Origin of the sequence: Bacteroides sp. MSK.20.12, assembly GCF_019052435.1 — a bacterium.
Classification (GTDB): domain Bacteria; phylum Bacteroidota; class Bacteroidia; order Bacteroidales; family Bacteroidaceae; genus Bacteroides; species Bacteroides xylanisolvens.
Genome location: NZ_JAHQVH010000043.1, coordinates 40,298 through 52,764 on the forward strand (window position 1 = coordinate 40,298; position 12,467 = coordinate 52,764).

Below are 12,467 nucleotides of genomic sequence, written 5' to 3' on the forward strand. Positions count from 1 at the left end.
CCGGGAATGAGGAATTTATTAAACTTCCTTCTGAAATACAATTACTGGTTCCTCTTCATCGTATTGGAGGTAGCCAGTTTTGTTTTGTTATTTCGGTTCAACCGTTATCAGCAGAGTGCATTTTTCACTTCTGCCAATACGGTTGTAGGGGCAGTTTATGAAGTTTCGGGAGGAATTTCCTCTTATTTTCATCTGAAATCGGTCAATGACGATCTGCTGGACCGGAACATGGTGCTCGAACAACAGATTACTAATCTGGAGAAAGCATTAAAAGAGCGTCAGCTCGATTCTATGACCATCAACAGCATCCGGCAGGTATCGGAGACGGATTATGAGCTGTTCAAGGCTCATGTGATAAAGAACAGTTTGAATCTCGTTGATAATTATATCACGCTCGATAAAGGCTCTTCTTCCGGCATTCGCTCCGAAATGGGAGTGGTGGACGGCAATGGAATTGTAGGGATTGTTTACGAAACATCCCCTTCCTATTCGGTAGTGATTTCGGTATTGAACAGCAAGTCGAATATCAGTTGTAAGATTGTTGGTAGCGATTACTTCGGCTACCTGAAGTGGGAACATGGAGATTCGCGCTATGCTTATCTGAAAGACCTGCCTCGTCATGCAGAGTTTAATTTGGGAGATACAGTAGTCACCAGCGGCTTCTCGACTGTCTTCCCGGAAGGTGTTATGGTGGGAACGGTGGATGATATGTCCGACTCTAATGACGGACTTTCCTATCTGTTGAAGATTAAGCTGGCTACTGATTTCGGTAAATTGAGTGATGTTCGCGTGATAGCCCGGACGGGACAGGAAGAACAGAAGAAACTTGAAAACAAGGTGACGCAAGAATGATAATTACTTATATACATAGAATCGGATGGTTTATCGGCTTGGTGCTTCTTCAGGTATTGATTCTGAATAATGTGCATATTGCCGGATACGCAACTCCTTTTCTCTATATCTACTTTATTCTGAAGTTCAGCTCCGGTACTTCCCGCAATGAACTGATGCTGTGGGCTTTCTTCTTCGGACTGACCATTGACATCTTTTCCGATACTCCGGGAATGAATGCGGCGGCTACTGTGTTGCTCGCTTTTCTCCGGCCCTCTTTGCTTCGTTTGTTCACACCCCGTGATAATCCGGACAGCCTTATTCCCTCTTTCAAGACGATGGGAATCAGTCCTTTCTTAAAATATACTACTGCAAGTGTTTTTGTGCACAGTCTGGCATTACTCTCCATTGAGTTCTTCTCATTTACCAGCATTTGGCTGTTACTGTTGCGAGTGCTTCTTTGCACTATTCTGACTGTAACCTGTATCATAGCTATAGAAGGGATTAAGAAGTAACGATGGCAAAAGATTATATCTTAGAGAAGCGCAAATTTGTAATCGGAGGCATTGCTATCTCCATTGTTTTGATTTATCTGATACGTCTTTTTGTATTGCAGATCACGACCGATGACTACAAGAAGAATGCTGACAGTAACGCTTTTCTGAATAAGATCCAATACCCCTCGCGTGGCGCTATTTATGACCGGACCGGTAAACTATTGGTATTCAACCAGCCGGCATACGACATAACGATCGTGCCAAAGGAAATAGAGAATCTGGACACACTCGATTTATGCCAATCGCTGAATATCACCCGTGCACAGTTTCTCAAAATAATGAGCGATATGAAAGACCGTCGCCGCAATCCGGGGTATTCCCGCTATACCAACCAGTTGTTTATGTCGCAACTTTCGGCGGAAGAATGTGGTGTCTTTCAGGAAAAGCTGTTTAAGTTTCGTGGCTTTTATATTCAACGGCGTACCATCCGTCAATATTCGTACAATGCTGCCGCCCATGCTTTGGGAGATATCGGAGAAGTCTCCGCAAAAGAAATGGAAGCGGATGAAGAAGGATACTACATCCGTGGGGATTATGTCGGCAAGTTAGGAGTCGAGAAATCGTATGAAAAGTATCTGCGTGGCGAGAAAGGAATTGAGATTCTGCTTCGCGATGCGCACGGTCGTATCCAGGGACATTATATGGATGGTGAATATGACCGTCCTTCCGTTCCCGGCAAGAACCTGACATTGAGTTTGGATATTGACTTACAGATGCTGGGCGAACGTTTATTAAAGAATAAGATTGGAAGCATTGTGGCTATTGAACCGGAGACCGGAGAAATCCTTTGTCTGGTATCCTCTCCCAATTATGACCCGCATTTGATGATTGGGCGCCAGCGTGGCAAGAACCATCTGGCCTTGCAACGTGATATGACCAAACCGCTTTTGAATCGTGCCCTGATGGGAGTGTATCCTCCGGGATCTACGTTCAAAACAGCGCAAGGACTGACGTTTCTGCAAGAAGGAATCATCACCGAACAAAGTCCGGCATTCCCTTGCTCACATGGATTCCATTACGGAAGATTGACAGTAGGCTGTCATGCTCACGGATCTCCCCTGCCATTGATTCCGGCTATTGCTACATCGTGCAACTCCTATTTCTGTTGGGGATTGTTCCGTATGTTTGGCGATCGTAAATACGGTTCGCCACAAAACGCCATTACGGTCTGGAAAGACCACATGGTTTCGCAAGGATTTGGCTACAAACTGGGAGTTGATTTGCCGGGAGAGAAACGGGGCTTGATTCCGAATGCGCAGTTCTACGATAAAGCCTATCGCGGACATTGGAACGGACTGACAGTAATCAGTATCTCTATCGGACAGGGGGAAATTCTATCCACTCCCCTTCAGATTGCTAACCTGGGAGCAACGATTGCTAACAGAGGATACTTTGTGACACCGCATATTGTAAAGGAAATCCAAGATAATCAGTTGGACAGCATCTATCGCGTACCACGTTATACCACTATTGAGAAAAGACATTATGAATCAGTCGTAGAAGGGATGCGTGGCGCAGCCACCGGAGGAACTTGTCGTATGCTGTCAGTGATGGTTCCGGATTTGGAAGCCTGTGGAAAAACGGGTACTGCGCAGAACCGCGGACACGACCACTCGGTATTTATGGGCTTTGCTCCGATGAACAAACCGAAGATAGCTATTGCTGTCTATGTAGAGAACGGCGGATGGGGGGCTACTTACGGAGTTCCTTTCGGCGCACTGATGATGGAACAGTATTTGAAAGGCAAGCTCTCGCCGGAGAACGAGTTGAGGGCGGAAGAATTTAGTAACAGAGTGATATTATATGGTAACGAGGAACGATAGTTTGTGGAAAACGCTGGACTGGGTAACGATTTTTATTTACCTGCTCCTGATTGTTGGCGGATGGTTTAGCGTCTGCGGAGCCAGCTATGACTATGGCGAACGCGACTTCCTCGACTTCTCGACCCGTGCCGGCAAGCAGTTTGTGTGGATTATCTGTTCCTTCGGGCTCGGATTCGTGCTGTTGATGCTGGAAGACCGTATGTATGATATGTTCGCGTACATTATATATGTGGGGATGATTCTCTTGCTCATTGTTACCATCTTCATAGCACCGGACACCAAAGGGTCACGCTCGTGGCTTGTCATGGGGCCTGTGAGCCTGCAACCCGCCGAGTTTGCCAAGTTCGCTACGGCCTTGGCGTTGGCTAAATACATGAACTCTTATTCATTTAGTATCAAGAAAGAAAAGTGTGCCTTTATCCTGGGATTCATCATTCTTCTTCCGATGTTATTGATTATCGGTCAGCGGGAGACAGGGTCCGCATTGGTTTATCTTGCTTTTTTTCTGGTTCTTTATCGTGAAGGAATGCCGGGGGTAGTGCTTTTTGCAGGCGTATGTGCGGTAATCTACTTTGTGGTCGGCATCCGTTTTGATGAAGTCTTTATCGCCGATACTCCTACACCATTGGGAGAATTTATCGTATTACTATTGATCTTATTATTTGCCGGTGGTATGGTGTGGGTATATCGCAAGAAATGGTCTGCCACCCGCAATATCATTGGTGGAAGTTTGGCTATATTACTGATTGCTTATTTAATATCCGAATATTGGGTACATTTTAGCCTCGTTTGGGTGCAATGGGCACTTTGTATTGTGGTGATAGGCTATCTGATTTATTTGGCATTAAGTGAGCGGCAGCGTACTTATTTTCTGATTGCCCTGTTTACAATCGGTTCTGTCGGCTTCCTGTATTCCAGTAACTATGTATTTGATAATGTGCTCGAACCTCACCAGCAAGTCCGTATCAAAGTAGTGCTCGGTTTGGAAGAAGATTTGACCGGTGCCGGATACAACGTGAATCAGTCCAAGATTGCCATCGGTTCCGGTGGGTTGACAGGAAAAGGGTTCCTGAATGGTACGCAAACAAAATTAAAGTACGTGCCCGAACAGGATACCGACTTTATATTCTGTACAGTGGGTGAGGAGCAAGGATTTGTCGGTTCGGCTGCTGTCCTGTTGGCTTTCCTGATTTTGATTTTACGATTAATCTTCCTGTCCGAACGGCAGACTTCCAACTTTGGGCGGGTTTATGGATATTCGGTTGTCAGTATTTTCCTTTTCCACTTATTTATTAATATCGGTATGGTGCTGGGGTTAACTCCGGTTATCGGTATTCCATTGCCTTTCTTCAGCTATGGAGGTTCTTCTTTATGGGGATTTACGATATTGCTGTTTATCTTCCTGCGCATTGATGCAGGACGTGGCAGAAGACTCTAATCTTACTGCTTCTCAATACGGATACCTACATCGCTCAATCCTTGTAACTTTTCATCTTTCATTCCGCTCATAATTTTAATAGTATAATTTGCAGGATGTAAAGGGCGAACAGATGTAATAAAAGTTTCCGATTGGTAAATGCTTCCCCATCCGTGTCCCGTCCATCTTCCGGTAGAGTCAGCCAGGCAGAAAGTAATGGTATCAGTGCGCCATACCGTAGAATCCTGTAGATTCTGACTGATAAATAAATGGAGGTCATGATAAGGATATTCGATACTGTTGCGGACTTCCGCAAAAAGCCGGAGAGTAGTGGGAACGCTGTCAGTTATGGGAATCTGAAAAGAGAGTGTATCACTCTTTCCCCATCCCTTGTTGGGAAGGGATTGATAAGAGTGATACACTGTATGTTCATTGCAGGCTGTCAGTAAGCAAGCGCTGAATAGACTCAATATACTATTCTTGAGTAGGCTTTTCATTAGTTGACTGTTTCTCCTGATTCTGATTTCTTTCCGGCCTAGAAGGACGCTCGTGGTTGGGACGACGTTCTTGACGTTCCTGTCCTTGCTGTTCGCGTTGACGGTCTTGTTGCTGCGGACGTTCCTGATTCGACCGTTCCTGTCCTTGTGGACGTTCCTGATTTGATCCTCTTTCCGGACGTCTGTTTTCGTTGTTCCGTCCTTGGTTCTGTCCTCTGTTCCGGTTGTTGTTATTGTTATTTCTCGGGCGGTTGTCTCTTTCCCCTCTGTTGCCGTTTTCTGACTGTTGCGGGCGGTTTTCATTTTCCCGTTGAGGTTGTTGCGGACGATTGCCGCCTTCTGCTTGCTGTTGCGGGCGGTTTCCGTTATTATTGTTTCCTTTCTTCTTCTTTTTATTATTCCGGTTAGCGTTATTGCCGCCCTCTTTATTATTCCGGCTGCGGTCGAAACGGGTAACACTTTCCTGTTCCAGCAAATCAACTGGTTTTCTCGGTTCCGGTTTCTTTTCTTCTTCGAGCAAGCTGTCCGGTTTCATCCCTTTCTTATTCATGGAGATTACTTCGAACGCACGTTTGCCGCTGATGGTGACCAGGTTGGCTGGGAAGTTTTTATCCGTAGAATAAGAAACCTGATTGCTTAGAATATCTGCTTTGAAGAAATAGAAAGTACCATCCTTCGTTTCCAGTTCTATCTCTCTCGAAGGGAGACGTTTTTGAGCTTCCACGTAACAGTCCACCTCATAATTCAGGCAGCATTTTAGCTTGGCACATTGTCCGGCAAGTTTCTGCGGATTTAATGAGATGTCCTGAAAACGGGCTGCACTGGTAGAAACAGAGACGAAGCTCGTCATCCACGTAGCGCAGCAAAGTTCGCGTCCGCAAGGGCCGATACCGCCGATGCGTCCTGCTTCCTGACGGGCACCGATTTGTTTCATTTCGATACGTACGCGGAATGCTTCGGCCAATACTTTAATCAGTTGCCGGAAGTCTACCCGCTCATCGGCAATATAGTAGAAAATAGCTTTGTTGCCATCCCCTTGATACTCCACGTCTCCGATTTTCATATCCAGATTGAGATTCAACGCAATCTGACGCGCACGAATCATCGTAGCGTGTTCTTTGGCTTTGGCTTCGTTGAATTTTTCCATATCTACCGGCTTGGCTTTCCGATAGACACGCTTGATTTCCGTATCTGCTTTGAAGTTTGCTTTCTTCATTTGTAGGGGAACGAGCCGGCCGGTCAATGTAACCACGCCGATGTCATGGCCGGGAGCCGCTTCAACGGCAACTACATCTCCTTTTTCCAGTTTAATCTTGTTGCTGTTCCGAAAATATCCCTTCCGGGTATTTTTGAATTGCACTTCCACCATGTCACTCTCTTCCGCATTGCCCGGAATGTCCGCCAGCCAATCGTAGGTGTTCAGCTTTTTATCTTGTCGGGAGCATCCTTTGCAGCAAAGGCCACCGCTTCCATTATGAAGTTTATATTCCATAAGTTTATATATTTATTATTGCTTCAACAGTACAATCATCTTCAGCGAGAAGTCGAAGAATACCATTTTAGCATTTACATTCTGTTCTATATGTAGTTGCGCTTCGCTTAATTCGTCCATGATCCCCATCACGTTACGTTCGTTGACAAAAGGCGCAAAGCGGGTTGCAAAATTCTGTTCATTAATCGTCATATACGTCAAATTGCGCTGGTGCAGGTTGAAGATAAAATTCTCCCGAATCATGCGCTGGCAATATTCCAGGAAGTTCTTCTGACGTTCACGTCCCATGCCCGCCACTTGCTCGCTCCACATTTTCATCTCCCTGATTTTCCGTTGGTAAGACAACCGCATCAGGCTGACAAACAAGTCAAAAAACAACTGGTTCTCTTCATTCAAATGAATTGTTTCGAGTGCCTTGATAAAATTCCCGTTTGCCAGATGGGCAATGGAAATACTGTCGGCAGGCAAAATGTTATATTTCGTCTGTAATACCCGGTCGATGCTGGCTTCATCAATCTTCCGTACATTCATGCGCTGGGTACGGCTTAGGATAGTGGGCAGAATCATGTCCGGCGCTTCCGATACCAATAAGAAAACCGTTTTTTCGGGCGGTTCCTCAAGCAACTTCAGCAGTTTGTTGGCACACACCGGATGCATTTTTTCCGGCAGCCATACAATTGTAATTTTAAATCCCCCTTCACTGGATTTCAAACTAAGTTTTTTCAGAATCTCGTCACTCTCTTTGGCATAGATCAATGCTTGTGAGTTCTCCGCATCCATCTCTCCTAACCAGTGATTGAGATTAAAGTAAGGATGATTGATAACAAACGGTCGCCAGTCGGCTATATAATCATCGCATACTTCCTTTTTCCCCTTTGCGCTTTTCACGATAGGGAATACGAAATGTACGTCGGGATGCACCAGTTTATTGAATTTCACGCAGGACGGACATGTTCCGCAGGCATCAGTCTCCCCCCGATTGGTGCAACTGATGTAACGTGCGTATGCAATAGCCAACGGCATTTTCCCGACCCCTTCCGGTCCGCAAATAAGCTGGGCATGTGGAATACGCCCCTCATTCACTTCCTGAATGAGCCGTTGCTTGATTTCTTCTTGTCCGATTACGTCTCTGAAAAACATATCAATAAATGATTTTGGCTACTTCTTTGATACTGTCTACTGCTCCGATAGAGTAGAAATGAATACTTGGTACTCCATGAGCCATCAACTCCTTGCACTGGGCTACACACCATTCGATACCTACTTGCTCGGCTTCCGCGTCATTCTTGCATTTCAAAGCCTCTTTCACTAAGTCTTCCGGCAAGTCCACTTTGAAAGTCTTTGGAATCATGCTCAATTGAGACAGCTTCTTGAACGGTTTGATTCCCGGAATGATAGGTATATTGATACCTGCCGCCTTCGCCTGCTCCACAAATTCAAAATATTTCCTGTTATCGTAGAACAACTGTGTCACGGCATATTCCGCCCCGTTCTCCACTTTTTTCTTCAGCCAGTAAAGGTCAGTCTCGATATTAGGCGCTTCTTCGTGCTTCTCCGGATAACAAGCCACCCCGTAAGAAAATGGCGTACTGCTGACTTTCATCTCCGAACCATCCACAAAAATACCTTTATTGAAATTATTGATTTGCTCCTGCAACTCGATAGCATGATGATAACCGTCACCTTCCGGTGTAAATACCGACTCATGTTTCGCTTTGTCACCACGCAACACCAGTAATTCCGTGATATTCAGAAATTGCAGGTCGAGCAACACATACTCGGTTTCTTCACGTGTGAATCCGCTGCACAAAATATGCGGGACTACCGTAATATTGTATTTGTTCTGGATGGCGGCAGCCACGGCAACCGTTCCTGGACGCCTTCTCAAGCGGTTTCTCTGAAACAATCCGTTACCGAGGTCTTTATACACATATTCGCTGCGGTGAGTAGTGATATTGATATATTTCGGGTCAAATTCCCGAAGCGTATCGATTGTTTGATATAACTTTTCTATTCCCGTTCCTTTCAGCGGTGGAAGTATCTCGAAAGAAAAAGCAGTTTTCTTGTTGCTATGTATTAAATCAATTACTTTCATTCTTTTTTTGCTAATGTTCGTTATCTATTTGGATTAAACGTGCATATTGGGACAAAAATACGAAAAAAGAAAGATTTCTTCTTGATTTACTCTAAAATAGTTTTGTTTTTATCGTACTATAATAGATAAAAGAGGGAATATCCCCTGCAGGATACACCCTCTTTTGCCTAATTATTATATTAGAATTTACTTGTCGAGGAATGATTTCTTCATTCTGGCGATGTCCGTCAGATAATCTTGTAAATCCTGTTCATGTTCTTCCTCTTCGGCAAGAATATGTTTGGCGATGTCGCAGGTAGTGAAATCTTTCCCATTGGTAAAATCTGCAATTTCCTGATAACGAAGGATTGCGCAGCGTTCGGAAGCTACATTGTCTTTCAGCAAACTGACAGAGTCGAACCCCTGCGGAGCATCATATTTGCATCTTGCCAACTCAAACCATTGCTTAGGGTCGAGCACCGGAACTCCTTCCAACTCAATGATACGGTCAGCGAGCAGTTGCGCATGTCTGCGCTCTTCTTCGGCATGTTCCTCAAATTCACCCTGTACATCGGCACGCATGGCACCTTCCACTACTAATGCACCTACCCAATATTGATAGTATGCCAACCATTCTTCAGCTAATGCTGCGTTCAACTGTGCGATTAAACTTTCTACATCTAGTTTCCCTTGTAGAATTTTTACACTTTCTCTAGCCATAATTTTTATGTTTAGGTTACTATGTTTAAGTTGCCAATGTAACAGACAGGCGGGATTTTTGTTTATGGCTCATTGAGAATTTAACAGAAAGATAGCTTTACCTACACATAAGTTTGTAAAGTGCTGTTTTATCTGCCACCTGCAACGAAATTGAATTATCTTATTGAAAATAAACGTATTACAGCGTTGCAGATACCTGTTGCAGATACGTTGCAGATGTAGTATCTGCAACGCATCTGTTGGTCTTATAAAACTCGTACAACATGGTAGACAGTACCTCTGTGTACACGTTTCGACGGGATTTCATGTTTACGGAGAACTCGCCCGAACACACTTACCCGCTTGTTTGACAACGGTATGGCACTGCTTTTCTTTATATCTTCCAAAATCTCCGCCGGTGAGAGCCATTCGCCATCCTCTTTCTCTTTGGCCGGACGGAAATAACGGTAAAACAACTGTTCTTCGAGCGAAACTTGTTCAAATTCACGGTTGCTTCTGGTCATAATCTGCTCTTCGGACTGGTCGAACCAGTAACGTTCGCCGTGGTCGAGCTCATACATGGCCTGCGCGTAAAGCTGTTCATAATCTATCGCCTTGTTTGTATCTATCGTTCCGGTTACTTCGATACAGATAAAGCGGCGGCTGCCCGTAGGGTCGGTCAGCAAATCTTTTTGGTTGCTCGTTGCGATGAATGAAGCATAACGGCGCATTTCAAGTACGGCGTTTCCATAAGGTTTGCGCATATTTACAATCGGTTTTTGCAGGATATGTTTCAGGTATCCTTGTTGGGTGGCGCTGATCTGGTCGAACTCGTCAATGTTGATGAGCGCAAAACGATTGAGATACAATTCGGCATCCGTCTTTCGTGAGAAATCGATGCTGTCCGTATAGTATGCACGCATGGCGGGCGGGATGAGGCTGCGGCAGAATGTCGATTTACGGCAACCTTGCGGGCCTACCAGCAGGGGCGAAACATTATTCGCATATTTCTTATCTGTCCCACGCCAGTGCATGACCATGTTGAGAAACCAGCGGTGAAACAAGTCTACCCAATGCTTGTTTTCGCAGGGAACGGTTTGTGCCAGTCCGCGGATACGGTCTTTGCCGTCCCAGACGGGGAGATGGTAGAGGAAATCTTCCAACGGATTGAATACGGGGATGCGGTTGGAGTAGATATACCGGCTTATGTCCCTGTCCCATAGCGGAATACCCTCGGCTTGCGCATCTAGTGCGATACTGTTCAGCACCCGTTTGTTGATAGGATTGAAGTAAAAATGGAATGAGTTCCGCTCGCGGTATTCCACTTCTCCCACTTGGGTGTTGTAACGGAATTCGTAGCGCCTGTTCATAAACTCCTCTGTCTGGAGTGACAGGTACTGTTCTTTCCCTAAGCTGCTCTTCTTTCCGAACCCTTTTTGTTCTTCATATACATTCTTGACCAGCTGGCGGATGAGCACCTCTTGACGGCGCAGGTAATAGTGGAAAATAGTACGTTTCACCGTTTCCTCTTCGGGAATGCCCGAATGGAAGCAGTTGACAGCCAGTTGTGTCACCATAGCCTGAAAGTCTTCCCCTCTTTCGGGGGCACCTTCATCTTCCGCTTCGTAGATTTCTTCATGGGTCTTTCTCAAAGCCGCTTCGAAAAGCATGAATACAGCGCGCTCCGTGTCATATCCCGGCACGGCCCGTGTCAACGGTGACTTTTCCGAGCGTACTGCTTCCCGATAAGTCAGTTCTTCGGGCATCCCTGACGGTTGTGACAGATAAAACGGAACGGAATCCGGTCTGTACATAAGTTCCGGGTCGTATGACAGCCGTGAGTACTGTTCCAGACTAGGCTCTTTGGGTAAAATGCTGAACGGAATTTGCGGCTGATAGCATTTCACGGCCAAACGATAGGCATGCGCATGAAATATCTCCGCTTCTTCTCTTTTCTGTGGAAGCGAATTGTCTGGGCGGGTAAATTTCGCCCATATTTTCACTGACCGTCCGCTCGAACCGGTAAAGACGCAGTGAGTCTGCGGCTGTTCCCATGCCAATTGTTTTACTAATGCAATCTCCGGGCCGCCTGACAACGGCCCGACGGTCAGTTCTACTATTCCGTTATAACTTTTCATTTGTTTCCCACCTTCCGTCCTGCGGAATTCCGCAGCCGGAAGAATCTTCGGAAGCTTGTCTGCTTCATAGCAGCGTGAGTCGGGCAGGGAATATCGCAACACTTCTCTGAAGGCGGACACAGGCTGTGTCTTTGTTTCTGTCCGTGTTTTTCCTATCCACGTTTCCATATCCATTGTAGTCAGCGCAGTAGTTTTGTCCTTGTCTCTTAATTGAGTAATTTTCATCTTTTGTTTTGTTAATAATATTCTGCTAAGTTAGTCATATTTGCCCGTTCTTGCAAATAAACATGGATATTTTATCTGTTTATCCTTTTTATCCGTACATTTGTAGAATTTAATAACAATAAAACCGATAAACAGCAATGAAAGAACCATTCGATTATTCCATCGTTCCTTATACTTTCGGCTTGTGTGCAGCCGAAGAATGTCCGCGTGCCACGACTTGTCTGCGGCATATCGCCTTAGAGTATGCTCCGGCGGAGCGGGTTTTCCTGTCAATAATGAACCCCAACCGGCTGAAAGCGATGAAAAGTGCTTGTGATTATTACCGTTCCAATGAGAAAGTGCGTTATGCACGCGGCTTTATGCGTACGATTAGTGCTCTTACGGTTCGTGTGGCAGATGCCTTTCGCTATCGTATGATTGAATATATGGGTAGAAAGAACTATTATTTGAAACGTAGGGGAGACATGAACCTTAGTCCGGTCGAACAACGGCGGATTATTGCCGTAGCCAAGGAACTTGGCGTTAGTCTGGATGAGTATTTCGACGGTTACGTGGAGGATTATAACTGGGGTTAGTCTTGTATATCTCCTTCTCTGAAAATCTTTAGCTACGGTTTCGCTGTCGTTTCTGTAGTGTACTAAATAAGTTGACACTTCTTAAATGCGAAATTCCCATGAAAGAATTAAAAAAGAAGTACACTCCTTACACAGAATC

General features: G+C 45.3%; 11 protein-coding genes. 5 read left to right on the forward strand and 6 right to left on the reverse strand.

From position 1 onward, the window contains the following. The first annotated feature begins 6 nt into the window (after positions 1 to 6). Genes mreC through rodA form a run of 4 tightly spaced genes read left to right on the forward strand, consistent with a single transcriptional unit; the run spans position 7 to position 4,649 of the window. Entirely contained in the window at positions 7 to 852 is an 846-nt protein-coding gene (mreC, locus tag KTR06_RS19115) for a rod shape-determining protein MreC (protein WP_004304914.1), read from the forward strand. Then, positions 849 to 1,346: a rod shape-determining protein MreD gene (mreD, locus tag KTR06_RS19120; protein ID WP_004304913.1), complete on the forward strand. Its 498-nt coding sequence runs from the start codon at positions 849 to 851 to the stop codon at positions 1,344 to 1,346. The genes mreC and mreD overlap by 4 nt, the downstream gene beginning before the upstream one ends. 2 nt (positions 1,347 to 1,348) lie before the next feature. Beyond that, positions 1,349 to 3,211 carry a penicillin-binding protein 2 gene (mrdA, locus tag KTR06_RS19125; protein WP_004324644.1) on the forward strand — a complete coding sequence of 621 codons (1,863 nt, stop codon included), beginning with the start codon at positions 1,349 to 1,351 and terminating at the stop codon, positions 3,209 to 3,211. Next, complete coding sequence (gene rodA / locus KTR06_RS19130; protein ID WP_004304911.1) at positions 3,192 to 4,649, forward strand: rod shape-determining protein RodA; 1,458 nt, start codon at positions 3,192 to 3,194, stop codon at positions 4,647 to 4,649. Before mrdA ends, rodA begins: the two co-directional genes overlap by 20 nt. 2 nt (positions 4,650 to 4,651) lie before the next feature. Here rodA and gldH read toward each other — a convergent pair whose 3' ends face one another. The 6 genes from gldH to KTR06_RS19160 form a co-directional block, all read right to left on the reverse strand. After that, complete coding sequence (gene gldH / locus KTR06_RS19135) at positions 4,652 to 5,125, reverse strand: gliding motility lipoprotein GldH (RefSeq protein WP_087322922.1); 474 nt, start codon at positions 5,123 to 5,125, stop codon at positions 4,652 to 4,654. Then, the gene (locus tag KTR06_RS19140) at positions 5,103 to 6,617 is read right to left on the reverse strand and encodes a regulatory iron-sulfur-containing complex subunit RicT (RefSeq protein WP_008776373.1); all 1,515 of its coding nucleotides are present in this window, start codon (positions 6,615 to 6,617) and stop codon (positions 5,103 to 5,105) included. The genes gldH and KTR06_RS19140 overlap by 23 nt, the downstream gene beginning before the upstream one ends. A gap of 15 nt (positions 6,618 to 6,632) precedes the next feature. Continuing rightward, entirely contained in the window at positions 6,633 to 7,757 is a 1,125-nt protein-coding gene (locus KTR06_RS19145) for a DNA polymerase III subunit (RefSeq protein ID WP_004304908.1), read from the reverse strand. 1 nt (position 7,758) lies between these two features. After that, a complete protein-coding gene (gene metF / locus KTR06_RS19150; RefSeq protein ID WP_004304907.1) occupies positions 7,759 to 8,712 on the reverse strand; it encodes a methylenetetrahydrofolate reductase [NAD(P)H] in 954 nt (317 codons plus the stop codon). A gap of 186 nt (positions 8,713 to 8,898) precedes the next feature. Beyond that, positions 8,899 to 9,411, reverse strand: coding sequence for a ferritin-like domain-containing protein (locus KTR06_RS19155; protein ID WP_004304906.1), 513 nt, complete (start codon positions 9,409 to 9,411; stop codon positions 8,899 to 8,901). Between the two features lie 245 nt (positions 9,412 to 9,656). Continuing rightward, a complete protein-coding gene (locus tag KTR06_RS19160) occupies positions 9,657 to 11,753 on the reverse strand; it encodes a BT4734/BF3469 family protein (RefSeq protein ID WP_217290711.1) in 2,097 nt (698 codons plus the stop codon). Positions 11,754 to 11,890: 137 nt separating this feature from the next. On the opposite strand from KTR06_RS19160, the gene KTR06_RS19165 reads away from it, so the two are divergent. After that, positions 11,891 to 12,328, forward strand: a complete 438-nt coding sequence (locus KTR06_RS19165; RefSeq protein WP_117809427.1) for a DUF6078 family protein — start codon at positions 11,891 to 11,893, stop codon at positions 12,326 to 12,328. Positions 12,329 to 12,467: the final 139 nt, after the last annotated feature.

Coding starts and splice junctions, on each gene's coding strand:
- rodA (WP_004304911.1), top strand. CDS start 3,192: ATGGTAACGAGGAACGATAGTTTGTGGAAAACGCTGGACTGGGTAACG.
- KTR06_RS19145 (WP_004304908.1), bottom strand. CDS start 7,757: ATGTTTTTCAGAGACGTAATCGGACAAGAAGAAATCAAGCAACGGCTC.
- KTR06_RS19160 (WP_217290711.1), bottom strand. CDS start 11,753: ATGAAAATTACTCAATTAAGAGACAAGGACAAAACTACTGCGCTGACT.
- KTR06_RS19155 (WP_004304906.1), bottom strand. CDS start 9,411: ATGGCTAGAGAAAGTGTAAAAATTCTACAAGGGAAACTAGATGTAGAA.
- mrdA (WP_004324644.1), top strand. CDS start 1,349: ATGGCAAAAGATTATATCTTAGAGAAGCGCAAATTTGTAATCGGAGGC.
- gldH (WP_087322922.1), bottom strand. CDS start 5,125: ATGAAAAGCCTACTCAAGAATAGTATATTGAGTCTATTCAGCGCTTGC.
- KTR06_RS19140 (WP_008776373.1), bottom strand. CDS start 6,617: ATGGAATATAAACTTCATAATGGAAGCGGTGGCCTTTGCTGCAAAGGA.
- mreD (WP_004304913.1), top strand. CDS start 849: ATGATAATTACTTATATACATAGAATCGGATGGTTTATCGGCTTGGTG.
- KTR06_RS19165 (WP_117809427.1), top strand. CDS start 11,891: ATGAAAGAACCATTCGATTATTCCATCGTTCCTTATACTTTCGGCTTG.
- metF (WP_004304907.1), bottom strand. CDS start 8,712: ATGAAAGTAATTGATTTAATACATAGCAACAAGAAAACTGCTTTTTCT.
- mreC (WP_004304914.1), top strand. CDS start 7: ATGAGGAATTTATTAAACTTCCTTCTGAAATACAATTACTGGTTCCTC.